This window comes from Streptomyces sp. NPDC006476 (assembly GCF_040612015.1).
GTDB lineage: Bacteria > Actinomycetota > Actinomycetes > Streptomycetales > Streptomycetaceae > Streptomyces > Streptomyces griseorubiginosus_B.
The window spans coordinates 96,092-120,883 of the sequence record NZ_JBEXPK010000024.1; the positions used below are offsets into that span (position 1 = coordinate 96,092).

21 protein-coding genes and 1 tRNA gene are annotated in these 24,792 nt (G+C 65.5%); 4 read left to right on the forward strand and 18 right to left on the reverse strand.

Features of this window, described 5'->3' with window-relative positions; translation table 11 throughout:
* Positions 1-17: 17 nt before the first annotated feature.
* From thrB to ABZZ74_RS26610, 6 genes are all read right to left on the reverse strand, one after another.
* Complete coding sequence (gene thrB / locus ABZZ74_RS26585) at positions 18-935, reverse strand: homoserine kinase (protein ID WP_356768986.1); 918 nt, start codon at positions 933-935, stop codon at positions 18-20.
* Positions 936-1,261: 326 nt separating this feature from the next.
* Positions 1,262-2,320 (reverse strand): threonine synthase, encoded by a 1,059-nt coding sequence (gene thrC, locus ABZZ74_RS26590; RefSeq protein WP_133044664.1) that lies wholly within the window; start codon positions 2,318-2,320, stop codon positions 1,262-1,264.
* Positions 2,321-2,326: 6 nt separating this feature from the next.
* Complete coding sequence (locus ABZZ74_RS26595) at positions 2,327-3,619, reverse strand: homoserine dehydrogenase (protein WP_356768989.1); 1,293 nt, start codon at positions 3,617-3,619, stop codon at positions 2,327-2,329.
* Positions 3,620-3,784: 165 nt separating this feature from the next.
* A complete protein-coding gene (lysA, locus tag ABZZ74_RS26600; protein WP_356768991.1) occupies positions 3,785-5,176 on the reverse strand; it encodes a diaminopimelate decarboxylase in 1,392 nt (463 codons plus the stop codon).
* Between the two features lie 13 nt (positions 5,177-5,189).
* Positions 5,190-6,488 carry an ArgS-related anticodon-binding protein NrtL gene (nrtL, locus tag ABZZ74_RS26605; protein ID WP_356768993.1) on the reverse strand — a complete coding sequence of 433 codons (1,299 nt, stop codon included), beginning with the start codon at positions 6,486-6,488 and terminating at the stop codon, positions 5,190-5,192.
* Between the two features lie 156 nt (positions 6,489-6,644).
* A complete protein-coding gene (locus tag ABZZ74_RS26610) occupies positions 6,645-7,259 on the reverse strand; it encodes a response regulator (protein WP_356769083.1) in 615 nt (204 codons plus the stop codon).
* Between the two features lie 169 nt (positions 7,260-7,428).
* Here ABZZ74_RS26610 and ABZZ74_RS26615 point away from each other — a divergent pair.
* A tRNA-Arg gene (locus ABZZ74_RS26615) sits at positions 7,429-7,500 on the forward strand.
* A gap of 246 nt (positions 7,501-7,746) precedes the next feature.
* Here ABZZ74_RS26615 and ABZZ74_RS26620 read toward each other — a convergent pair.
* The 9 genes from ABZZ74_RS26620 to ABZZ74_RS26660 all read right to left on the reverse strand — a co-directional run bounded on the left by ABZZ74_RS26620 (position 7,747) and on the right by ABZZ74_RS26660 (position 14,035).
* Entirely contained in the window at positions 7,747-8,334 is a 588-nt protein-coding gene (locus tag ABZZ74_RS26620; protein ID WP_356768995.1) for a hypothetical protein, read from the reverse strand.
* Positions 8,335-8,519: 185 nt separating this feature from the next.
* On the reverse strand, positions 8,520-9,908 hold the full coding sequence (locus ABZZ74_RS26625; protein WP_356768997.1) for a tyrosine-type recombinase/integrase: 1,389 nt from the start codon (positions 9,906-9,908) through the stop codon (positions 8,520-8,522).
* Positions 9,905-10,117: a helix-turn-helix domain-containing protein gene (locus ABZZ74_RS26630; RefSeq protein ID WP_356768999.1), complete on the reverse strand. Its 213-nt coding sequence runs from the start codon at positions 10,115-10,117 to the stop codon at positions 9,905-9,907. Before ABZZ74_RS26630 ends, ABZZ74_RS26625 begins: the two co-directional genes overlap by 4 nt.
* Positions 10,107-11,477, reverse strand: a complete 1,371-nt coding sequence (locus ABZZ74_RS26635; protein ID WP_356769001.1) for a replication initiator — start codon at positions 11,475-11,477, stop codon at positions 10,107-10,109. Before ABZZ74_RS26635 ends, ABZZ74_RS26630 begins: the two co-directional genes overlap by 11 nt.
* Positions 11,474-11,734: a hypothetical protein gene (locus tag ABZZ74_RS26640; RefSeq protein ID WP_356769003.1), complete on the reverse strand. Its 261-nt coding sequence runs from the start codon at positions 11,732-11,734 to the stop codon at positions 11,474-11,476. Before ABZZ74_RS26640 ends, ABZZ74_RS26635 begins: the two co-directional genes overlap by 4 nt.
* A 104-nt stretch (positions 11,735-11,838) precedes the next feature.
* Positions 11,839-12,129 carry a hypothetical protein gene (locus ABZZ74_RS26645; protein WP_356769005.1) on the reverse strand — a complete coding sequence of 97 codons (291 nt, stop codon included), beginning with the start codon at positions 12,127-12,129 and terminating at the stop codon, positions 11,839-11,841.
* Positions 12,130-12,161: 32 nt separating this feature from the next.
* The gene (locus ABZZ74_RS26650) at positions 12,162-12,356 is read right to left on the reverse strand and encodes a hypothetical protein (protein ID WP_062234062.1); all 195 of its coding nucleotides are present in this window, start codon (positions 12,354-12,356) and stop codon (positions 12,162-12,164) included.
* 12 nt (positions 12,357-12,368) lie between these two features.
* Entirely contained in the window at positions 12,369-13,688 is a 1,320-nt protein-coding gene (locus ABZZ74_RS26655; RefSeq protein ID WP_356769007.1) for an FtsK/SpoIIIE domain-containing protein, read from the reverse strand.
* Entirely contained in the window at positions 13,688-14,035 is a 348-nt protein-coding gene (locus tag ABZZ74_RS26660; protein ID WP_356769009.1) for a hypothetical protein, read from the reverse strand. Before ABZZ74_RS26660 ends, ABZZ74_RS26655 begins: the two co-directional genes overlap by 1 nt.
* A 202-nt stretch (positions 14,036-14,237) precedes the next feature.
* On the opposite strand from ABZZ74_RS26660, the gene ABZZ74_RS26665 reads away from it, so the two are divergent.
* On the forward strand, positions 14,238-14,978 hold the full coding sequence (locus ABZZ74_RS26665; protein ID WP_356769011.1) for a GntR family transcriptional regulator: 741 nt from the start codon (positions 14,238-14,240) through the stop codon (positions 14,976-14,978).
* A gap of 394 nt (positions 14,979-15,372) precedes the next feature.
* Here ABZZ74_RS26665 and ABZZ74_RS26670 read toward each other — a convergent pair whose 3' ends face one another.
* From ABZZ74_RS26670 to ABZZ74_RS26680, 3 genes are all read right to left on the reverse strand, one after another.
* Entirely contained in the window at positions 15,373-17,073 is a 1,701-nt protein-coding gene (locus ABZZ74_RS26670) for an AAA family ATPase (RefSeq protein WP_356769013.1), read from the reverse strand.
* A 1,013-nt stretch (positions 17,074-18,086) separates the two neighbouring features.
* Entirely contained in the window at positions 18,087-19,325 is a 1,239-nt protein-coding gene (locus ABZZ74_RS26675; protein WP_356769015.1) for a hypothetical protein, read from the reverse strand.
* Positions 19,318-19,899 (reverse strand): DUF4365 domain-containing protein, encoded by a 582-nt coding sequence (locus ABZZ74_RS26680; RefSeq protein ID WP_356769017.1) that lies wholly within the window; start codon positions 19,897-19,899, stop codon positions 19,318-19,320. Before ABZZ74_RS26680 ends, ABZZ74_RS26675 begins: the two co-directional genes overlap by 8 nt.
* A gap of 695 nt (positions 19,900-20,594) precedes the next feature.
* Between ABZZ74_RS26680 and ABZZ74_RS26685 the strand changes: the two genes are divergently transcribed.
* Complete coding sequence (locus tag ABZZ74_RS26685) at positions 20,595-22,196, forward strand: restriction endonuclease (RefSeq protein ID WP_356769019.1); 1,602 nt, start codon at positions 20,595-20,597, stop codon at positions 22,194-22,196.
* Between the two features lie 698 nt (positions 22,197-22,894).
* A complete protein-coding gene (locus ABZZ74_RS26690; RefSeq protein ID WP_356769021.1) occupies positions 22,895-24,604 on the forward strand; it encodes a hypothetical protein in 1,710 nt (569 codons plus the stop codon).
* The last annotated feature ends 188 nt before the right edge of the window (positions 24,605-24,792 follow it).

Genomic DNA, 24,792 nt, shown 5'->3' on the forward strand with positions numbered 1-24,792 from the left:
AATCCGGCAACCGTGTGTCAGGTCGCAAGCGGCAGCACGCTCGCTCCCCGGGCGTCGAGGTCGAGCCGGTTGGCGGCCCACCCCTCGCCTGCCAGATGGGACACCTTGTCGGCGCTGTCGGCGTCGGCCAGCGCCAGCACAGTGGGCCCGGCACCGGAGATGACCGCCGGGACCCCGTCGGCCCGCAGTCGCTCCACCAGCGCGGCGCTCTCCGGCATGGCCGGGGCGCGGTACTCCTGGTGCAGCCGGTCCTCGGTGGCGGGCAGCAGCAGCTCGGGGCGCCTGGTCAGGGCCTCGACGAGCAGGGCCGCCCGGCCCGCGTTGGCGGCGGCGTCGACGTGCGGCACGGAGCGCGGGAGCAGTCCGCGCGCGGTCTCGGTCAGGACCGGCTTTCCGGGCACGAAAACCACCGGAACGATGGAATCGTCGGGCTCCAGCCTGATCGCCCGGGCGGCCCCCGCCTCCATCCAGGCGATGGTGAAGCCGCCGAGCAGACACGGGGCCACGTTGTCGGGGTGGCCCTCGATCTCGGTCGCGAGCTCCAGCAGCGCGGTGTCGTCGAGCCGGGCCTCGCCGCCTATGGTCACGGCGCGCGCGGCGACGATCCCGGCGCAGATGGCGGCGGAGGAGGAGCCCAGGCCACGGCCGTGCGGAATGCGGTTCGCGCACACGATCTCCAGGCCGCGCGGCTGTCCGCCCAGCAGATCGAAGGCGGTGCGCAGGGACCGTACGAGAAGGTGGTTTTCGTCACGCGGCAGCGTCTCGCTGCCCTCGCCGGCGATGTCGACGTGCAGCCCGGAGTCGGCCACCCGCACGACGACGTCGTCGTAGAGCCCCAGCGACAGACCCAGGGCGTCGAAGCCCGGGCCGAGGTTGGCGCTGGTGGCGGGGACGCGCACCCGCACGGCGGCGGCGCGGAACGCTGGACCGGCCATCGCTCGACGACTCTCCTTGAGCTGCGTGATTGTCGAATGGCATCCGATTGACATTCGATGACGTACGAAGACCCTGCGGGCCGCGGAGACGGCGCGGCACCCGACATATGCGAGGGCATATGCAGCGGGCGGGTTCGGTACAGCCTATCGAAGGAAGGTTCTGTGGCGACATAGGGCGCACAGGAGGCGCACGATGCGTGTCGTAAGCCCCCTGTGCACCCCCGTAGGGACAACCCCTGGAGTCGCTGCGGAGTTCCCGGTCGGCCCCCGCGAATTCCCCGGTCGGCCGCCGCGAATTCCCCGGTCGGTTCCCTGTCGTTTCCCGGTCAGGCGAGGCCGAGGCGCTCTGCCGCGGTGACCGCGTCGACCGGGACGGTGACCGGCTGCGGGGCGCCGGCGACGGCCCAGTCGGGGTCCTTGAGGCCGTTGCCGGTGACGGTGCACACGATGGTCTGGCCCGGGTCGACCTTGCCCTGCTCGGCGGCCTTCAGCAGACCGGCCACGGAGGCGGCGGAGGCGGGCTCCACGAAAACGCCCTCCTGAGAGGCCAACAGCCGGTAGGCGCGCAGGATCTCACGGTCCGTCACCTCGTCGATGAGGCCGCCGGACTCGTCCCGCGCGGCGAGCGCGTACTGCCAGGACGCGGGGTTGCCGATGCGGATGGCGGTGGCGATGGTCGACGGGTCCTTGACCACCTCGCCGCGCACGATGGGCGCGGAGCCGGAGGCCTGGAAGCCCCACATCCGGGGCGTCCGCTTCGCCACACCGTCGGCGGCGTACTCCGTGTAGCCCTTCCAGTAGGCCGTGATGTTGCCCGCGTTGCCGACCGGCAGGACGTGGATGTCGGGCGCGTCACCGAGCATGTCGACGATTTCGAAGGAGGCCGTCTTCTGTCCCTCGATGCGCACCGGGTTGACCGAATTGACCAGCGCCACCGGGTAGTTGTCGCTCAGCGAGCGGGCGAGGGTGAGACAGTCGTCGAAGTTGCCGTCGACCTGGAGGATCTTGGCGCCGTGCACCAGCGCCTGCCCCATCTTGCCCAGCGCGATCTTGCCCTGCGGCACGAGAACGGCCGAAACCATGCCCGCGCGCACGGCGTAGGCGGCCGCGGAGGCGGAGGTGTTGCCCGTGGAGGCACAGATGACTGCCTTCGCGCCCTCCTCCTTGGCCCTGCTGATGGCCATGGTCATCCCGCGGTCCTTGAAGGACCCGGTCGGGTTCGCGCCCTCCACCTTCAGGTGGACCTCGCAGCCCGTGCGCTCGGAGAGCACCTGCGCGGGCACGAGGGGCGTGCCGCCCTCGCGGAGCGTCACGACCGGCGTGGTGTCGGAGACGGGCAGCCGGTCCCGGTACTCCTCGATGATTCCGCGCCACTGGTGGGTCATTGCTGGTTACTCTCCTTCAACCCGCATGATGCTGGCGACACCCCGCACGGTGTCGAGCTTGCGCAGCGCCTCGACGGTCCCGGACAGGGAGGCGTCGGACGCGCGGTGGGTGACGACGACGAGAGAGGCCTCGCCGTCCTTGCCCTGCTGCCGAACGGTGTCGATCGACACCCCGTGCTCGGCGAACACCGTCGCGACCTGGGCGAGAACACCCGGTTTGTCGGCCACGTCGAGGCTGATGTGGTACCGCGTCACGACGTCGCCCATGCCCGACACGGGCAGCGCGGCGTACGCCGACTCGCCGGGACCGGTCGCGCCGCCCAGCCGGTTGCGGCAGACGGCGACGAGGTCGCCGAGAACGGCGGATGCGGTGGGGGCGCCGCCGGCACCGGGCCCGTAGAACATGAGCTGCCCACTGGCGTCCGACTCCACGAACACGGCGTTGTACGCGCCCCGCACCGAGGCCAGCGGATGCGTGAGCGGGATCATCGCGGGGTGCACACGCGCGGTGACCGACTGCCCGCCCTCGGCCCGCTCGCAGATGGCGAGCAGCTTGATGGTGCAGCCCATCTCCTTCGCCGAGCGGAAGTCGGCGGCGGTGACCTCGGTCATGCCCTCGCGGTAGACGTCGTCCAGGCGCACCCGCGAATGGAAGGCGATCCCGGCGAGGATGGCGGCCTTGGCGGCGGCGTCGAAGCCCTCGACGTCGGCGGTGGGGTCGGCTTCCGCGTACCCCAGGGCGGTGGCCTCGTCGAGGGCCTCCTGGTACCCGGCGCCCGTCGAGTCCATCTTGTCGAGGATGAAGTTGGTGGTGCCGTTGACGATCCCGAGCACCCGGTTGACCTTGTCGCCGGCGAGGGACTCGCGCAACGGCCGGATCAGCGGGATCGCGCCCGCGACGGCGGCCTCGTAGTACAGGTCCCTGCCGTGCTCCTCCGCCGTCGCGTGCAGAGCGGCGCCGTCCTGGGCGAGCAGTGCCTTGTTGGCGGAGACGACGGAGGCCCCGTGCTCGAAGGCGGTGGTGATCAGCGACCGGGCGGGCTCGATCCCCCCGATGACCTCCACCACTACGTCGATGTCGCCGCGTTTGACGAGGGCGGTGGCGTCGGTGGTGACGAGTTTGGGGTCGATGCCCTCCCGGACCTTGCCGGGACGCCGTACCGCGACCCCCGCGAGTTCGACGGGAGCCCCGATCCGGGCGGCGAGGTCGGCCGCGTGCGTCGTCATGATGCGCGCCACCTCTGAGCCGACAACCCCACAGCCCAGCAGCGCCACCTTCAGCGGACGCGTACGCATCATCCGACCTCGTTTCCTCATACCGTCTACGGTTGGACCAGTCTCACTCACCGGACGGGACTTTCTGCCGATTGTCCGAATCCTGAGACATCTATTTCATTTGTACGGGGCGGAAAGACCGAAGATCTTCCACCCCCACCTCGCCTCCAGGGCTCTACCTGGCCGGCCTCACCCGACGTCGAGACGGAGCAGATCCTCCTCGGTCTCGCGCCGCACGATCACCCGCGCCTCACCGTCCCGCACGGCGACGACCGGCGGCCGCAGCACGTGGTTGTAGTTGCTGGCCATGGACCGGCAGTACGCCCCGGTCGCCGGTACGGCGATGAGGTCACCCGGTGCCAGGTCGGCCGGCAGGAACGCGTCCTTGACCACGATGTCCCCGCTCTCGCAGTGCTTGCCGACGACCCGCGCGAGCATGGGCTCGGCGTCGGAGACCCGGGAGACGAGGGCGACGCTGTACTCGGCGTCGTAGAGCGCGGTCCTGATGTTGTCGGACATGCCCCCGTCGACGGAGACGTACGTCCGCAGCCCGTCGAGGGGCTTGATGGTGCCGACCTCGTAGAGCGTGAAGGCGGTCGGCCCGACGATGGCCCGCCCGGGCTCGACGGAGATACGGGGAGTGCGCAGCTTGGCGGTGTCGCACTCACGGCTGACGATCTCGGTGAGCGCCTTGGCGATCTCGTGCGGCTCACGGGGATCGTCGTCACTGGTGTACGCGATCCCGAGCCCACCCCCGAGGTCGATCTCGGGCAGCTCCACCCCGTGCTCGTCCCGGATGTCCTTGAGCAGCCCGACCACCCGATGGGCGGCGACCTCGAACCCGGACATGTCGAAGATCTGCGACCCGATGTGGGAGTGAATCCCGATCACCTCGAGCCCGTCGAGCTGCAACGCGCGCCGCACGGCCTCCGCGGCCTGCCCCCCGGCGAGCGGAATCCCGAACTTCTGGTCCTCGTGGGCGGTGGCGATGAACTCATGAGTGTGCGCCTCCACCCCCACCGTGATCCGGATCTGCACCCGCTGCCGCTTGCCGAGCTCCTGGGCGATGTGGGCGACCCGCACGATCTCCTGGAAGGAGTCGAGCACGATCCGCCCGACCCCGGCGGTGACGGCCCGGCGGATCTCCTCGGTCGACTTGTTGTTGCCGTGGAAGGCGATCCGGTCGGCGGGCATCCCCGCGGAGAGCGCGGTCGCGAGCTCTCCCCCGGAGCAGACGTCGAGATTGAGCCCTTCCTCGTCCAGCCACCGCACCACGGCCCGCGAGAGAAAAGCCTTCCCCGCGTAGAAGACGTCGGCGTCATGCCCGAAGGCGGTACGCCAGGCACGCGCCCGGGCACGGAAGTCGGCCTCGTCCATGACGTACGCCGGGGTCCCGAACTCCTCGGCGATCGCCTTGACGTCGATCCCGCCGACGGTCACGACCCCGTCGGCGTCCCGGCGCACGGTCTGCGCCCACACCTTGGAGTCGAGGCTGTTGAGGTCGGTCGGAGGGGCGGAGTAGTGCCCCTCGGGAAGCACATCGGCGTGACGGGGCCCGGCGGGGTGTGCGGAACGGCTCATCTTCGGTCGTCTTTCAGAGGTGTTGGGGTGCGTCGATGCCGAGCAGGGACAGGCCACCGGCCAGCACCGCCCCGGCGGCTTCGGCAAGAGCGAGCCGGGCACGGTGGGCGGCCGAGGGTTTCTCCGCGCCACGGGGCAACACGGCTGGCAGCAGCGGCAGCAGGGCATCGGCAACGCTGACGAGGTGCCGGGCGAGACGGTCGGGAGCGTGACTGGTGGCGGCGACGAGGAGGACGCGGGGGTGGTCGGCGAGGGCGGTCAGGAGGGGGGCAGGGTCGGGGAGGGGAATGAGGAGGGGGGTGAAGGTGAGGGGGGTACGGGTGGCGGGGCCGGCGCTGAGGCGGGTGGCTAGGGCAGGAGCGGAGCCTGCCTGTTCGGGTTCGGAGGCCGACGCCTCATCGGCTACGGACGGCCCGGCGCCACGGGGGGCGCCGGGGGCGCTGGGGGCGCTGGGGGCGCTGGGGGCGGCACTCGCCAGACCACCCGCCACCGGTCGCCCGAGACCTTCGGCTTCGGTGCGGCCGCTCGGCAGGTCACCGCGCGCGGACGGCAGCACGGGTGCGAACTCGCCACCCGACGACTCGCCATGGTCGGACAGTCGTACGTCCCCGGGTTCCCCGGGTTCCGCGGTGAAGCCGAGGGCAGCGGCGTTGCGGGTGAGGGCACGGGTACGGGCGTGGGCGTAACGGACCCGGAAGAGCGGATTGCTCTCGCGCTGGACCAGGTGGTCGGCGGTTATACGGGGCCGGTCGTGCGGGGCGGGGTGGAGCATGGCCCAGCGAGCGGCGTCGGGACCGAGCGGCGCGGGGTCCTCGGGCGCCCGGACGGGCCGGAGATTGATGGGCTCGGCGTGCTCGACCTCGGCGCGGCCGCCCTGGGAGGCGATGATCCGGGTGAGCGCGTCGGCGACGACCTCGGCCCGCACCTCGTACGGGATGCGCAGCTCGACGATCCGACCAGCAAGGGCGTCACTGTGGCCGTACGCCGTCCCCACCCGCAGGATGTCACGCACGAGGACGACGGGAGCGGCACCCTCGAGGCTGATGTTGATGAACCCGGGCCCGGTGACGGTGACGCCGGCGACCCCATCCGTCTCGACCAGATACCGACACAGAATCTCGGCGACGCGAAGAGGCGGCTGCCCGGCGGCGCGGGCGAGCTGGAGGGCGATGTTGGTGGCGTAGTCGCCGCAGCCGCCGGGCCCGGGCGGGGTGACGACGGCCCGTGCCGGCACGGCAACGCGCAGTTCCCCACCGTCAACAGCACGACGCACCGCGCCCAGCACGGTACGGGAGAGCTCGACGGGGGTCACGGGACAAGCGTAGGGGAGGAGGGGGGTGGGTAGGCGAGTAGGTTTGGGCGGGGTCCCGGGATGTGGGACGGGGCGCACACCGGACATCGGTCAGATCACACGAACGCCCTCGGCCCCTTTCCCACGCGGGCACGTCCGCGCCACCCTGCGTAGCCCCTAGGGATGCCCGGCGTCCTGGAGCCCGGGGTCGTGAAGGCCATCGTCATTGAGCCCGGCATCACGAAGACCGGCATCGGGATGCCCGGCGTCACGCGGACCGCTGGGAAACCCGGTGTCGCGAAGCCCGGCGTCATCTCGCCCCGCACCCCCCTCTCCCCCTCCCCTGCTCCGCCCGCCCCGCGTGCCGCGCTTCCGCTCGATCAACTGCTGCACAAGACGAACGAGTTCAGCGGGCTCGAAGGGTTTGGCGAGAAAGGCGTCGACGCCGACGTCGAGCCCGGCCTCGACCTCGTAGGAGGTGCAGGCGCTCACGATGGCGAGAGGAAGATCACGGGTACGGGGATCGGACCGCAACCGAGCGGCGGTGCGCAACCCGTCCAGCCGCGGCATGACCACGTCGAGGGTCACGACATCGGGCCGCACGTCATGAACGAGATCCAGACACTCGACACCATCGGCCGCGGTCACGACCTCGAGCCCCTCCAGCTCGAGATTGACCCTGATCAGCTGCCGGATGACCTTGTTGTCGTCCACAACAAGCACCCGACCCGACGCGCCTGGCACAACTCGAGAGTAGGTCGACCCCGGCCACCGCGTCCGGCTTTTCCCCACTTCCACCCCGCGCGAGGGACACACCGGGGACGACCGCGCCCCGCCCCGCTGGCTCCACCCACAGGAACCCACCGCGACCGCCACGCCCGCCCCCGCTAAACCCGTTCATGAACACCCCGAGTGAGCTGGTAGGGTTCTACCCGTCGCCGCCACCCAAGGCGCCCGACACGCCCCCGTAGCTCAGGGGATAGAGCAACGGCCTCCGGAGCCGTGTGCGCAGGTTCGAATCCTGCCGGGGGCACTTCGAGTGAAGTGCCCAAAGACCCCGCCACCAGCGCGTTAGCTGAGTGCGGGGTCTTTGCGTATGCGCAGGCGGATGCCGCCGGAAGCAGCTCCATGACAGTGATCACGTAATGACCACGTAATGATCTTGGTGGACATTCCAGCAGCTCAGCGCCCGCTTCCGGCTCACCGAGCGTAGCTCCGCAACACACCTCCGACACGACGAAAGCCCCGGATCGCTCCGGGGCCCCTCATGTCTCGCCGTTCAGAAACGATTGCGCAAGATCGCCACCCAGTACCCATGGCGAACCATCTCCGCTTCGTCGGCCTCGCCGACCACGAACCTCAGCGATGATCCTTCAGCGATCGAGTCGAACAGTGCGTCCGAGCGCTCAACGACGCGACCACCGAACCGGTCCGGCAGGGGATCACCATCCCGCAACTGCGCCCGCGGCCGACCAGGCTTAGGAATGATCGCGGCGTACCGGCCGTCGTCAGTCTCGACAAACTCTGTCCATGGGTAATACGTGGTGGAGTCAACTCCCCCCTGCTGATGGAAAACGATGGCTCGCAGACGGTCATCCCGCCCCCAAGCGGCCCGGCGAGCCCAAGCAACTCTCACGCGCTGCCTGCCCTGCTCACCAGCGGCCTCGTACCAACGCGTTCGATGGAATCTCTCGACGCCGCTGCCCGGCCACCGGTAGGTCCATTCCTCGGTCTCTTCCTGAGCAGAGACCGACACCGCATCAACCACCGAGGCAGGCACGCGCGCGCCGTCGCCATGGCCCGCATGAGAGTCGATGATCTGATCGACAGCCCTGTGAAGCTCTGCCCTGATCGCTTCGAGGTCCACTCTCACTCCCTCCCCTCGCCAGCGCCTCACGGCGTTGGCATTGTCCGCAACTCCACTTGCCAAGTAACAACGACACTTTCCAAGTATCGCCCTTCACTTGTCAAGTGAAGGGCGATACTTAGGGCAGAGAGTGGTGTGGCTGGCAGAACCATGGGGCGGCCCGCCTGTCACCTGAGAGAGCCGTTTCAGTGGTCGGGTGCGTCCGCCTCCCCCAGGCCCTTCAGGATCCGGTCGTTCATCTCTTGCTCCTGGCCGTCGATGCACTTCGCGTAGATCTTCAGGAGCACGTCCACCGAGTGGCCGGCGCGGGCCGCCACCTCCGGAGCGGGAACGCCCGAGTTGAGCCACTGAGAGACGCCCGCGTGCCGGAGGTCGTAAGGGCGAGCCGCCATGACGGAGGCGACCTGTTCGGGCGGGAAGGCCAGCATCCGGGCCTGCTTCCACGCGCGGGAGTACGACGACGCCGCTACGACGTTGCCCCGCTCGCTCGCGAACAGCCTGCCGTCCTTCGCCGTGGCGAACTCCTTGATGTGGTCCCGAAGCAGATGTACGAGCGGAGGCGGTATCGGCACGATGCGCACCTCACCGTCCGCCCGTTGCTTCAGGCCGCGCCGGTCGTGCGCCTCACCGGAGTCGGTCCATGCCTTCCCGGCGGTTGGCCGGGTCTCGGCTAGGTCGATCCGGCCCCACCCCTTCTCTGGGAGCGTGCAGTCCGACAGCCGCAGGCCCAGCGCCTCACCCGGCCGCATGGCTGCGTAGTACAGACAGCCGAAGAAGGCCCTCAGCCGTCGACCACTCGCCCGCTCGTAGCTGCCCACGTACGTCAGCGCGGTCAGCAGCTCCCGCGCCTGCCGAGGGTTGACTACCACGCGGCGGTCTACTTCCTGAACGGCCCGCTTCCCCCGCTTGCGCCGCACTCGGCTCAGCGGGTTCGACTGCAGCGCTTCCAACTCCACCGCGTACTCAAGGGCGTTGAAGACCACGGCGCGTCGCCGCCGGTAGGTCTGCGTAGCCGCAGGCTTACCGTCGAGCTTCCGTGTGAGCGCGTCGATCAGGTCGTGTACGCGGGTGATCTCCTGGAGTTCCGCCACCGGCAGCGAAGCTTTCTCGATCCACTTCACCGCCGAGGCGATCTCCTGGGGCCACTCGCGCTCCCGCCGAGGCGGAGGGAACAGGTAGGACCGCAGCGCCCGCCTGAGGTCAGCCGGAGCAGGTCGCCCGCGGAGCGGTTTGACCAGAGCGGGCAGAACTGTCGCCAAGGCATCGGTCATGCTGTCCCGCTGCTTCGCTGAGGCCTCCGCCCACCGGGCATCGATGTACTTGAGCGCCAGCTCCAGGAACGACAAGGCCGCTTTGCCGCCCCGCAACGAATCGGGCAGACCGGTCACGGTGTCGAACGGCTCGCCCTTGTCCGCCGCCCCAAGAAGCTTCGCGCGGAAGCGATCGGCCAGCGCCTTCGTCTTGTGTGACTCGTGGAACGGCTCGCCGTCCACCGACCATCGGACGAGGTACGTCGGTTTTTTCGCGGAGCGGTTGATGCTGAGCTTCCAGATGACGACCTTGTACGACTTCACGGCGCAGCCCCCTCCGCCCGGTCCTCCAACCAGTCGTTGAGCACGTCCCGCCGAACCCGGAGCTCCCCGTTCGGGAGCCGTATGCAAGGCGGAGCGAGCCGCAGTTCCCGCCAGCGGTAGAAGGTGCGCCGCGAGATGCCGCCCAGTTCGTCGAGCACCTGGCGGACCGTGAGCAGTTCGGCCGTCTTCGCGCGGCTGTCACGCGCCATGGAGACCACCGCCCTCCCGCACCGAAGCGGCAAGGAGCGCGCCCGCCGGCGAGTAACCACGTCCCGCGTAGCGCCACTGGCCGACCGTGACCGTCGGACCGTCCACCAGGCCGAGGGAAGCCCGTTGCTCCTCCGAACGGTGATCGGAACGCGCCTCTCGGAGCGCGGTCAACGTGGTCGAGTAGCGGCGTGACTTGGTGGAGAAGTGCCCGCCGTACCCGAGCATGTGAGCCCACCGACGCAGCCCAAGCGGCTCGAACTCTGGCAGACCACCGAGCCACCAGCACGTACCGATCATGCGCAGCACATGTGCACGCACCGGCAGCATGACCATGTCCCGCGCGCGGTAGATCCGACCGTCCACCGCGCCGGCGGACTCGGCTCCCTTCGTGGCGTACTTGGCGATGTAGCCCGCAACGGCCGCCGCGGAGGCAGGCCGCTCCCCCGCATCCCGCCTGTACGAGGTGACCGGCCGAACGTCGATCTGCTTACCGAAGCGGAGCTCCCGCGGTCCGACGACGTCCGCTCCAGGAGCGGCCAGCCGCACCCGACCGGACACCTCCCGAACAGCGTCGATCAGCAGGGGCACGGTCGCCCAGCCCGGCGGAGCCGAGTCGGGCCCGTCCGGTCCGTCGAGGCGGATCACGCCATGGAAGTGGACCAAGCCGCGCCGCTGGTACTCGGCGACCTTCGCGTACGAGAGCCGAGCGACTTCCCCGAACTCCGTCCGCGACAACCCGGCACGCCGTGCAACCTCGCGCCGCAGCTCCAGGCCGAACCGATGCCAGAGCCGACCGGCGAACGCGTGCCAGAGGACAGCGCCTGCGTAGTCGTAGCAGCGTGGACAGAGCGGCTCGCCGAGACGGAGATCGTCCGTTGAGTGACGCTCAAGACATCCGGTTGGCCGACCATGGGGGCACGACTCCCCCACCCGACGGGGACGACAGGCCCGTACGCGCCCGTCGCGTTCCCGCCGTGTGTGCACCGGGCCGAAGCCGGGAGCGGTGAGTGTGGCGAACACGCGCGGGTACCCGCTCACCGCCTCCGTGACGTTCTTGCCGCCGACGAGTCCGGCCCGGACGAGTTGGTACGTGTCCGCCCGGTACAGGCCCGAGCAAGCCGGGCAGACCGTCGCGCGACGGTTGCCGCACGCGACGAGCAGGCGACCGCCATAGACGTCCGACCCGTAGGAGAGCAGGGCCGCGCCCGTAGTCGTGTCGTAGACGGTCGCCGCGCCGACCAGGTGAATCGGGTTGGTGCAGCCACCGAGGCGGACGATGTTCCGGCGCCAGGCCGCGAAGTCCGCCTCAGATGCCCTGGCGATCAGGGCGTCAGCGTTCGTCGTGAGGGTCGTGGTCATCGGCGACCACCCCCACCGCCGAACGCATGCGCCATCGCGGCCGAGATGCCCTCGGGCCGAGTCTTGGCGCTGAAGCGGAACGTCGGATCCGTGAGCCAGAGCGCCGCGGCGTGTGCCGGGCACAGATGTTGCTCGGTGTCGTCGAGTCCGATGAGGACGACCGGTTCCTTGCCTGCGCAGGTCGAGGCCTCCGAGTCTCGCTGCCTGAGTTCGCAGTCGGGCAGTGGGGATTTGCGCGAATGATGCGCGCTGGTCAAAGTGTGAGTGCTCCTTTCACTGCTCATGTGGCGGATGGAGTGGGTTCCTGACGGGGTCGGGTTTGGCGACTTCGCGCCCCGTCGGGAGCCCTTCGTGCGGGCGATCACTGCCGCTCCTCGGGCGGGATCGCGACGACGATGTACGCGATCGGTCCGAACTCGCGGCGCGCGTTGAAGTAGCCCTGGCCGAGGTCCTCCGTCGGTACGCCGAGCGGATCAGCGACGGACAGCACTCCCTCTCGCCGACCGGCGGAGTCGGATGCGTCGACCAGGACGGCGACGGATGCACGGCGCGGTACGACGACCGCGGGGTTGTCTGTCAGGAAGTCGACCAGCTCCCGCAGACCGGCCAGGAACGCGGCACGGTCACCGGAGCGGATGACGTATGCGGACACGGGATGTACCCCTCTCGGGTCGACGGGTGCTTTCAGAAGCGGAGTTGGCCGAGGAAGCCGTTCACGCCGTCGAGGAAGGCCTGAGCGAACGGCGCGGCCACGGTCTTGGAGAGCAGGAAGCCGAAGGCTCCGCAGAGCAGCGCGTCGACCCACCGCAGGTACCGGATGCGGAGAAGGAACCAGATCAACAGGCCGAGCAGCAGGACGGCGGACATGGACACCAGCACGGCGGGCCCCTTTCACGGCGCTTCGACGTGCAGTTCGGACAGGATGGGAGTCAGGTGCGCGTACTCGGCGGCGACGGCTTCCGCCTCTGCCTCCGTGATCAGGTGCGACCGGGCCCGCTCCCAGCCGTCACCGGAGGCGAGGACGGCCGTGCCGGCCTGCTCCGGGGTGATGGCCTGCGCCGCCTTCAGGGCGTCGGGATTCAGATCCCCGAGCGCCATTTCGGCCGTACCGGGGTCGGCCACGCGATGGCAGACCCGGCCGCCGAGCTGTGCCCGCAGTGCGGTCACACCGGGCCCCAGGTCGGAGCCGACACGTTGGCCGGCGACGACGAGGAACACCCCGAGGGCTGCACCGAGTTGGGCAAGTCGGATCAGCGCCGTACCGGCCGCCTGAGCTTCGTCCTTCTCGTTCCGGTTCGCGACGAGGAACAGTTCCGCGAGCTCATCGACGATCACGACGACGGGGACCGGGCGTTCCTTGTCCGGCAGACCCCAGATGTTGCGCACGCGAGCCGTCCGGCAGACGGTCATGCGGTCGAGGGTCAGGTCTACGAGCGCGGCCAGTAGCCGGACTGCCTGTTCACGGTTGGTCGCGAGGGCGGACAACCGCGGTTCGTAGAGGGACAGTTCCATGCCGCCCTTGCAGTCGATGCCGACGAGAGCGACAGGTTGCGGAGCCAGCCCCGCGACGAGGGCGTTGATCAGCGTGGACTTGCCGGAGCGGGTGGCGCCCACGATCAGCCAGTGCGGCACGCGCCTCAGATCGAGCACCCACGCGGCACCGGTCTCCAGCGCGCCCACGGTCACCCGGAGCAGATGGCCAGGGCCCCGCTGCTTCGGTATCCGCGGAGCGGCCAACGGGTCGGCGGCCGAGGCGACGATCCGTACGATCCCCGGCTTCCAGGAGGTCACCCGCACCGCGTGAACCTGCCAGTCCTCCGCCATGGCGGGCGCAGCCTTGACGAAGTCCTCAGGCACCTGGCCCGGTAACAGCCGTACCAGTAGCACGAAGCCGCCGGAGGTCGGGCGTATGAGCCCGCGACGCGGCACCCGCGGCTGAGGCGGTGGCGCCCCGTTGCCGACGAGTCCGGACACGACCGTCAGCGCCGGTCGCCGGCTGACGGCGAGCCCACACCCGGCCATCAGCTGCCGCCAGGCCCACATGACCCGGAAGGCGGCGGCCGGGAAGCCGAGTAACAGCCACCAGGCAACGGGGTAGCGGCGGCGCAGGGCCGGGCCCGCCAGGAGCAGGCCCGACACCAGCACTGCGGCCACCACCAGAACCCAACTCGGCCCGGACGCACCGGCCGAAGTGGTGGAGGCCAGGTTCATCACTGCGCGGCCCCCTTACCCGCCGGGGCGGGAGCGTTCAGGGGCCGGATCTCCGCGGCACGGAACGCGATCCCGTGCCGCCCCTCGTTCTCCCACGGCGTGGCGACCAGGTCCCGCACGGCCACCGGCATGCCGAGCTGCACGCCGCTCGGTTCACCGGCCACGCTCACATTCACGACGTTCGCCGACGCCCCGGCCATCAGGCAGAGCCCGACTTGGTACATCGTCTTGCCGGTCTCGCGGTCGACGCGAAGCTGACCGGTCTCTCGGTTGGCGACCCGCGGAGCCGGGGGTACGGCGCAGATGATCCCCGTGTACTTCGCGGTGTCGATCGGAAGGCTTGCCACTTTTCGGATCTCCTCTTCTCTGGCACCCGAAGGCCGATCCTCCGGGCTGCTAGACCACCCGTAGTACGGGTGACGCAGACAAGAGTGCAACCCGTAGTACGGGTTGTCAACCGACCTTGCGATGCGAGAAGCTGTGCACGCCTGTAAACAAACCGTCTACGACGACGCACAGCCGCAAAGACCACGGCCACGGAGGGCCCGCATGCCGCCGAAGAACACGCAGCCGAAGTATCGGCAGATCGCCGACTACCTGCGCGATGGCATCCTGGACGGCACCTTCCCGGCCGGCCAACCGCTCCCGTCCGAGGAGGCGTTGGCGAAGCAGTTCGGCGTGACGCGTCCCACAGTCCGTCAGGGTCTCTCCGAGCTACGGGCATCCGGTCTCGTCGAGGCCATCATGGGCCGCGGCACCTTCGCTCGCTCCCCCCACAGCCGCCCGAGCCATACGCGCCCGCGCGGCGTACGCCGGGCCCCCGACGGCCGTTACGTCGAGGCCGACGGCATCCGCTGGACAGACGCCGAGCCCCCTGTAGCCACCCGCACCGACGCCCCGTTGGCTCTGGCGGACCTACTCCGTATCCCGCCGGGCGAGCCGATGTTCACGTACGACGCCCTACAGACGGCAGACCACGGCCGTCTCCGCCAACTCCACAGGACGTACGTACCGTTCTCCGTCTTGATCGACACCAAGTACGAGGAGGAGGCACCACCGCCCGCGCCGGAGCTCTACAGCGCCCTCACCGGCCTAGGCCACGCCCTGCACTTCACGGAGTACGTCCGCACCCGGATGCCTTTGCCGGACCAAGCCCAGGCCCTCCGACTCGCGGACGGGGTGCCCCTCATGCACGTCATCCGTGTGACGCTCGCGGAGGCAGACAAGCCATTGGCTCTAGAAGAGTTCCACCTGCCGGGCGACGAGTTGGAACTGTCCTTCAAGCTGTAGCTGAGCCCCGGTTGGCTCAGAATTTCCTCACGTAATCAAGGCCCGCGCACGGCGCGGGCGCGCGCCGCCTCTGCGGCGCGGCCTGCCTCCTGTCTGCGCCCCGGCTGGCCGCGCCCGGCGGCGCGCTCGGCGGCGCGCTCGGCGGCGCGCTCGGCGGCTGCAGGCATGAAATGGGAAACACCCACTGTGGCTGGGCCGGTCGGCTCCACGGCTTTAGGCAGCCAATTTGGCGCGAGCCTCGAAGATCACGGCCCAAGATCGGGCACTAACGGGCAGGCTCACAAACCTGCCCGATCCGCTGGCTAGCGTAATGGGCCATGATCACTCGCGCCAAATCAGCTCCAGCCCAAAGCCACTCCGCCGACCTCGCGTGTCTCAAATCCGCAGTGATTCGCTAAAACTCCATCTCATCAATACGATTCTCGAGCTGCGAGCAGAGAGCGTCAATGCTGCTTGCACGCCTAGGGTGCAAGGCAGAGCCAGGATTCGCAACCACGAGCCTCGACACTAGCATTTTCACCTGCGTGCCCACGCTTGTGTCATAGACCTTACCCTGCGACCGAAAAGCAGCCTCCATTCGGTCACCCCACTTACTCTTTTCTCTCTTAAATTCCGGCACGTCCAACGAAACACCAAATGCTTTGGAGACCTCATCCTTATACAGCTCGACGTTCAGAGTATCTTCGAATTCGGACTCCTTCATGGAAGGAACTATAGTATAGGTCTCCTCTTTGGGGGAAAGCAGACCTGCATCGCGCGCCTTCCTTCCGGCCATCAACCCAGCGTCGTCATGATCCAACAGGACATGATATTGGCAAAGTTGCTGTCGCAATCCGTCCAGCTTGGGCAGCAGATTGGAGGCCCCCTTCAAGTAATCCAAGGAAAGTCCACCACTAGCGATAAATGTCCTGAGCTTTGCGCTTTTGTTTGCGATCAGAGCCTCAAGTGAATGGCGATCCGTAAGTCCCTCAACAATCAGCACAAGGGCAGCTTGTGCGAGGTTGTCCGAAGTTCTTACTCCTAGAACATCACGCAGTTCATTTAGCGTTTTCGCTGGTGCAGCCTTACTGCCCCGTACGATGACGTTATTGGATAGCTTGAACCTGTCCACCAGTAGCGGACTATGGGTCGTGTAAATCACCTGCTGCTTCGATGCGATTTCGTTCACGACCTGGCGCACCCTGTGCACAGCGCTCGGATGCAGATGCGCTTCCGGCTCCTCAATAGCCAGGATCAACGAACGTCTCCCGCTGTCGGCCACCTTCCGCGCCATGGCCAAAGCCGCCAGGCTCTGTACACCATCACCCTTGTGCCTTAGGTCGGTCTCAGCGCCATCATCAATGAGCACCCTTGTCTCGTCGATTAGTCCGTCAAGGATACCGCCTTCAGTTACTTGAATGCGAACGTCAGCTATGTCCGGGATGAAATCTTTGAGGGTCTCGCGCAATTCGATTGCCAGCGGCTTCATGGCATCAGTCACGGCGACTGAAAGTTGACGCACAAGACTCTCGTATTGTTCGGCATCGAGAGCTTCAGTGATGCGGTCACGCAACATTTCTCGGATGACCTCTGTAGCATCAGCGGCAGTTCTAACCGAGCCGACGTATTCGATACGAAGGCGGCGACCAACAAAGCTCGCCACTTGCCCAGATTTCCGGTTTAGCGTTTCCTTGCCTGGCCCCTGCTTACGGACGGTGAAATCTACATACTTGTTGACCGTTAGGCGAATCGGAAGTTCCGTTTTGAGGCTGACTCCAATCTGACTCTTGAAGAGAGCCTTTTCTGTATCATCCAACTCAAACCAAAAATCAATTATCGTACTACCATTCGGAGTCTTCTCCTGAAGATCTTTCGGGTAGTCTTCAAACCAGTCGTAATATTGCCTGCTGGAAAGCCGCGTGCTGGGCGAGTTAGTTCTGGCGGATCCCATCAGTCCGAAACGGCGCAGTATTCGCATGCCCATAACAGCCGCTCGGAGAATGTTAGACTTCCCCTCATTGTTAGGACCGACCAGAACCGCCAACTCTCCGAAGTTGAGGCGCGGGGTCTGTTTGATGGATCGGTAATTCTTTACCGACAGTCCTGAAAGCTGCACTTTCGTAGCCCCTTTGCCCGTGCGGCGGTTGTGATGCTCAATCTTATCGGCGCCCTACGAGCCATACGTTGCTTTTCTTGTAGTTCGTCCGCGTCGGTTACGTGGCGCAACGCTGTGCTATCCGGTGCTGTTCGAGTGCCAAGCCACCGTCCAAAAACCCCGTGTACGCGAGCGCCCTCCCGGGCCGTCCTCGGGCCGTGGCAGGGCGCTCAACAATGACCAGCGTCGACAGCTGCCGACAGCTCGGCAGCAGGTCAGAGCGCTGATCGATTAGGCAGCCGCAGGTCACGGCTGCCGATGATCAGTTGTGGCTGGCTGGGCCAGCGACCTTGGGCAACCAGGTTGGCTGAAGGCTTGTCGTCGGCCTCGGAGGCGACACGACTCAGGGAGCAGGTGGCTGAGGCCGGTGGGGGCTCAGCGAGGCATACGCGCGCCTGACCGGTCAACGCACCCGCCGCCGTGGCTGATTGTCGTCGGCTGAGGCTCGTTGGGGTACTCCGCATGACCGTTGAAGCCCCCGCCTGTCCCAAGTGCAGCCAATCCATGCAGTTCGGCGGCTTCGTGCTCTGCAAGCGGGAGGATGACGGCCGGCGGACTTGTCGGGCGCTGTGGCGGTGTGCCGGTCGGCATGTCTGGTGGGGCTGGGCTGACCGGCCGGATGAGCCGTTGGAGGTCTGCCCCTTCCCGAAGCTGGACGTCTGACATCCACGAGTGACATCAACGGCAGCGGACGCCGGCGGCAATCGGCGGTCGTGTGCGACACCGGGCCCCGCCGGAGCTGGACGAGCACGAACTTGTAAAGCGGTGGTCACGTATAGAGGGCCGGAGGGCAGCGACGGCAACGAGCGCAGACGACGACACCCGACGGTCTGTCACGGAAGCCCCACGGATCCGCTGGCCCAGCCAACTGGGATATGCCCGCATCTTCTAAGCGCCATCTGTGCACCATCGCCGCAGATGAGAGAAAAAGTCAGCCAAGGTCCGGCGCCCAGCCAAGTTCCTAGGTGCTCAGCTCAGTTCGAGGAATTACCACCACGCTCAAATAGATCCAGTTGCCCGTCTGGCACATCTATTCCTTTAGGTGTCGGCCGGGCCCCATAGTCCGCAATGGACCCCATAGTCTGAATCACTGTCGCGTGGTAAAGCCAGCTCAGATTGCCTTCTTTTTCGAGGGTTCCGCTGACCTGAAGCGCAAGCTCTTCCTCGTGAGCACGAATAGCTTCATGGTAGTCTTCTTCGTCCCTGAGTCGGACGCGTACTTTACGCGGGGATCCAGGAAGAAGAGATTCGATTCCGAAAACGCCAGGGCTACCCACATTCTTCTTGGTCAGCAAGTGGACCCTACCAACCATAGTAACGACCTGAGTGCCCTGATCCTCGGAGAGTTGGACTGCAGCCCTACTTAACGGCTCCACGTCATCACTGGTGAACTCGAAATGTGAAGGCAAAGAAGGAGCTGGAGCGCTGGAGTCCCACTCGATCGAGATATCAGCAGCGTCTGCATGACTAGCCATGCCTAGAACCGCATTGGTCATCTCATAGGAGACTCCACGACTCACACCGTCCTCAAAACCAGAAAGGGAGCTACTGGTGCGGTAGTGCTCTAGCGCTTCAACGGTGGCTTCGAGGGCCCTAACCACTGCTTGATTTACTGCACGGACGGGCGCTGCACCCACTTCCGGAATAATCGCTGCGCCACCTTCCCTACCGGAAGCGAGCGACACGTAGCCGTTTGGCGGAGCGTAGGCCGTCACGATGTAGCTACCCGGAGCCGTCTGCCCCATCAGCACTTGGTCAAGGTACCTTCCAGCAAAACGGCCATTACGATTTACGAAGTGACGCCCCGGACTGACGTAGGACTTGGCGCCTGCGATCAGCGTTTTCCTCGCCGACTCGATTAGCGCCTCTCCACTTCGCCATTCAATGAGACCGCTCGGGGCCGAAGATTCCTTTCGAAACCGAAATTCATCCGAAGCTTCGACGGCGAGGCGCGGATAGATTGAGCGCGCCCACAGCTCGCGATCTTGGGAAATCTGCAGCAAGGCCGCGCGCAACAGTTCAGAGAACTCGGGGGCGGAATTATCTAAGGGGATGACGAGGCTCGACTTCCCGAGACCCGATGAGCTTCCCCCTGGCGGAAGGAAACGTTTATAAAGTCCCCGGCGTCCACCCACCTGTTGCCAGCCAACTTCTGTCAGCAGCGCTCCTAGGCGTTCAGGATCGACGTGAGCGGGGATCGTGACGTTATTCATGCAGCGACTCACCCCTATCGATCCTGTCAAGAATCGAATTTAAAGATTTAGCGTCTAAAAGGTTCCTCGTTGGGATACGCACCGTGGGCTTCTGAACATGCGACGGAGCCTGCACTCCCTCCAGGTATACCCAGTAGCAGCTTCGCCTAGTCAGCAGCCCATCGTGATTTGCCGTAGTCCAGTCGGCTTGGCGCGGCGACATCGTCATAACGATCAGGATGGCCTTGTTGTTCTTCCTCGGCTTCACCATGTGATCGAAGTACTTGCGCTTCGTGAACTGGTAACTGAAGAAATCCTTGCTGCCATCCGGACACGTGGTCGTGGTGCTCTTGAGCTGGGCGAACACCATGGACTCTTCTTCAAGCGCTGAACGCGGAGGGCGAATCAACTGGACATCGGCGCCCCAGTAGTCCTTGTCCACCGTCTCCATCGTGCAGCCTGCCGTCGCCGCCACGCTCGCGACGTATCCCTCTTGGAGTTGCTCCATCATGCCGGTGAAAGTCAGCGGGTCGACAGGTTCGATGTTGCTCCTGCGCGGCTCGCTCGCTCCTGCGGCATCGACTAACTCGACCATAGGCAGTGCCCCCACCCCTCAGCCAACTTGACGAGGCTAGATCAACATGACAACCGAGCGGAAGACGTTCGACGAGCACCGAGGTGGAGTGGGGGCTTCCGGTTCAATGGCGTTGCCGCGCTCAGTGATACCTCCGTTGGGGGGCCAGAAAGAGCAGCCGTTGCCGGACCGGCATGGACGCGCCTGGACGGTGAATGCCGGAAGGCGCAGATCATCAGCCATGTTTGCCACGTTAGGGGGGTGAGTGATCGCGTTCGGACGAAGAGGGCGGCGTGCCAGACGCGTGCCAGGTTGCACGGGGAACAACGGGGAACAAGGGGGAATCGAGCGGCGGGCCACCAGGCCATCAGCGCCCTTGGCCGCAGGTCAGCAGGGCAACCGGGGCTAGGAGACACGAGCTTCCCAAGCTGATGGCTCAGGCAGTGTGCTCACGGACCAGTCGTCCCAGCTTCTCCGGTCGACGACGCCTCGGCAGCGTGGCTGAGGCCAGTGGGACCGCGGCGAGGCACACGCGCGCCTGATCAGTTGGCAAACCCGCCATCGTGGCTGACTGTCGTCGGTTGAGGCACAAACGACTTGAGTCCACGATGCACCGTGCCGTCCGGCATAGGTGACGTTCCTGCCCTGCGTGATTCTGCGATGTGGAAGGGGAATGCAGCCCTGTGGCGGAGTAGGGCCAGGGGAGGGGTAGACAGGTGGCGCAGCGGGGCAGCGGCCGAGGTAGCGATTATCAGCGGCAGCAGCAAGCGTTACGACGTGCCCAGGAGCAACAGGCACGACAAGCGGAGCGGGAGCGCAAGGCCGCTGAGACAGCCAGCAAGCGGCAGGAGCGCGAGCGTAAAGCCGCATATCAGGAGCAGCAGGCAGAGCAGGCGCAGGTGCGCACGATCGGGGTCGAGCACGAGGTCGAGCAGCTCGGGCAGTTGCTCCGTGACGCGTTGGTGGGGGATCCGCCCACGACCTTCGAGCGCCGGCGGAGGACGCACACGCCAACAGAGTTAGACGAGCGTCCCTGGTCCCGTCCGGAGCCTTCGCCGCGCTGGGAGGAGTTCGCGCCACCGGAGCCTGGCGGTCTAGCTGCTGTCCTGGGTCTTGGAAGGAAGCGCTATGAAGCTGAAGTTGCCGAAGCGCGTGTGCGGTTCGGCGAGGCACAAGAGCGCCACAGGCGGGCCGAGGAGAAGCGGCTGGCAACGCTGGAGCGCAAGCGTGCCGAGCATCGCGAGGCCGAAGCGCAAGCCCTTGACGAGGTGGCGACTTTCAACGGGAAGTTGGACGAGGAGCGCGAGGCGTACAGGGCCGGGGAGCCCGCGGCGGTCGAGGCTCATCTAGGGGCTGTTCTGGATGCGTCGAAGTACCCATTGGGCTTCCTCCACGAGCATCGGATCGCCTTTCGACCTGCCACTGGTGACGTACTCGTTGAGATCCACTTGCCGCCTGAGGCAATCGTGCCTACTGCGCGGGGCTACCGGTACGTGAAGAACAGAGACGAGACGACCGTGCTGCCTCGTCCAGAGAAGGAGCGCAAGGAGATCTACGCCACCGTCCTGGCACAAGTAGCTCTGAGGACAGTGCATGAGGTCCTGACGAGCGATCCAGACCGGATCGTCAATGGCGTGATCCTGAACGGCCACGTGAGAACCATCGACCGGGCCACCGGTCAAGAGGTCTCACCCTGTCTGGTGACGCTCAGCGCCAGCAGGGAGCAGTTTGGGAAGCTCCGTCTCAGCCAGGTTGATCCAGCGCAGTGCCTCAGGGGACTCAATGCTCTGGTGTCTCCCAACCCCTACGATCTCGAACCGATCCGCCCCATCGTCGAGTTCGACCTGTCGAAGTACCGGCTCATGGACAGCATGGATGTAGTCGCCGGCCTGGACAGCAGGCCCGTGCTGGTGAAGTTGACGCCCACCGAGTTCGAGCACCTGATTCGCCAACTGTTCGAGGCGATCGGCATGGAGGCATGGAACACCCAAGCGTCAAAGGACGAGGGCGTTGACGCGGTGGCCGTAAGCAAGGACCCGGTCTTCAACGGTGAGTGCATCATTCAGGCGAAGCGCTACAGCAAGCTCGTGGGTGTTGAGTCCGTCCAGGCGCTCGCAGGAGTGGTCGAGCACAAGCGTGCTGCCAAGGGGATTCTGATCACCACATCGTGGTTCGGCAGGGCCAGCCACGACTTTGCCCGCCAACATGGCAGGCTCCAGCTCATCGAAGGACCGGAACTCAAGTACCTGATCAAGGAACACCTGGGCAAGGATGTGATCCCGGGCCCGGTGCCCCCGAAGAGACGCCCCTCGCGCTGAGGCTGGCGGGCCGCCCACTCAGACCAAGGAGCTGGGCCGTGCCTGGGCCGTCCGAGGTCGCTCGACAGTGACCGAAGATGACCAACGACGACTATCAGGCGCGCGAGTTCACCGCTCTTGACCAGCAAAAACCCAGCTCACCAAGATCCCCGGCAACACCCAGGGCAAGAAGACAGTTCTTGACTAGCCCATGGGCTCGGTGAGCTGGCACGTCTGGCGGAGACGGTCGGCCAAGCTGTATCGCGCGCGCCCTAGTCCAGTCAGTCACTGCGCTTCTGGCGAGCAATGGAACACCGACAGGTGACCTCCCGGCCGAGAGTTCGGGACGAAGAGGTCGTGCCAGAACCGTGCCAGGTTATGCGGGGAAGCAGGGGGAATCGCGCGGACCAGATCCTCAGACGATCAGATGTCGAAGCCGCTCCACCGCAGGTCGGTCCAACAATCGCTCGTATAACCATAGCCTCACCACCATGCGCGCTATCCACGACACTCACCAGCACACCATGGCTCCCACCTGCCGCAGCGTGACCACAGCGTGAATGGACACCGCAGCCAACGGTTGATGTCACTCAGAGGGGTGACTTCCGAGTGCAGGGCGCGAATACCTGTGATCATATGATCCATCAGGAGCACTGATACGTAGGGTGGATATGGTGGAAAGCGGTCGCCAAAGCAATGATGAACGAATCACTGTCCGCATGCTTGAAGCTCTTCCAGAGTGGAGGCAGCGCGCAGTTGAGACAGTCGAACTGACAAGCGCACTTTGGGCGCGGCATGTTCGAGAGATTCACGTGAGACCGTTGGCGACTTGTCTAGATGATTTTACACAGAAGGATAAGAGATACTCTACTCTGTTAAAGTCTCCAAAAAAGCGAAGTGTTGAGGTAACCCTTCCTGTTGGATATCTCCCGAGAGTACCTATCCTTGACCTCCGTGTCACGGTCGCCGGCAAGCAGGTATATCGAATCCCTCTAGAGGAAGGTGCTCGACTCCAGGGCCTCTACGTGAAGCGCCTGGGGCGTTCCATCGGGTTGAATATTGACGACCGTCTAGTCGATTTCTTGGCCGCCCTTTTCTATACTCCTTCTCGTGGATACAAAGAACTTTGGGAAGAATGCAACTGTTCAACATTCTGGAAGCTTGCAAAGTGGATCCGGCACGGAAAATTCTCGGCGAGGGAAAGAGACGCGGTATGGGAGTACCTGACGAGCAAGGATCATGTGACCGGGCGTCCAATTCTGGGATTTGACGTCTCGCGAGAAGCGTACAACCAATGGGGACGACTTTGTGAGGAGATCGGGAGGATTGTCCGACGTCTTGAGCCCACGGATTACTTGAGCGCCCCTGAAAATCCTCTGATCGCACTCCCGCACTATGCGGAGGAACTACGAAAACTGAAGAACAAACAGCTGACGGAGGAAATGATCACTGGAATTTTGGGAGAGCTGACCGCCGCTCTGTCGAGTGCGGAGAGAATTGCCTTCTTGCGTCGCGGGGAGACCAAGGAGAGCGTCGTCCTCCTGCGTCGGGAGGAGGGTTTTACCTTCTCGCGCCGCGGGGAGGCCGAGGAGGGCGTCGTCCTCCCGCGCCATGAGGACGCCGAGGAGGGCATCGTCTTCCTGCGCCGCGAGGATGATGACAGTAAAGAGGCCGCCCGTAGATTTCTCCAGGAATACGCGATCTGCGGATTTCGATGGATGGTTTTCGTGAAGTGTGAAGTGCCCCGCGATGAGCCATTCATTGTCATGATGGAAGAGACGCGGCCACTCCATTTCACAACAAAAAGAGCCAAAGAGCCTGCCCGGGCGGAATATCTTCCGACAGTGAAACATCACCTCCGCGCGAAATATACGGCGTGGAAGATGATCTCATTCAATGATGCTGAAACGAATCATCTAAGCATTCGGGTCCCGGATACTGCTGCGAGGTTCCACCATTTTTGGTGGTCACAAGATAATGAAGTCCTCGGCGATAAGTGCGACCCAGTCAAGGCAATCCCGGACGAAGAGCAAAAGGAGGGTGATCTTTACCTAAGGCATGATTCGACGCCAGATCGTGCCAGTCGAATCTGGGTCAAATGCCATCTGCGCCTAAACAGGAATATGGCGTGGATGTTCCGACTCACCGCTATGGTCACGTTCGCTAGCGTGGGAATCCTATGGGTGCGTGGATTGCACGAAGAGCCGTCGACTAGGCCGAATCAAGGAGTAGCTGCGGAAGATGCTGCCGTACTTCTGATTCCAGTGGCATTTTCCGCGGCTATTCTCCTTGCGAGAGATGAATCAACGCTTGGCATGTACCTTCGGAAACGTGGACAATATGTCCTGGCTGGCTTGCTGTTTCTTCTTCTTGCTTCGGCTTCTTTCTTCTACTTCATTCATCACATTGCACCTCATGTAGGTAAATGACGCGTCAGTGCCCTCACACGGCGGCTGGGACCACTCCGCTTCAGCCCCACAGGCCCGGCCGTCACGGGCCGCTCTGGTAGGTGGCGTCGCAGGGTGCGAGCTGCCCGACCTGTTGTCCTGCCGGTCGTCCGGGCTGCGGCGCTGGGGCGCCGGTCCCGGCCGACCGGCAGGACAACGAACCGCTGAGG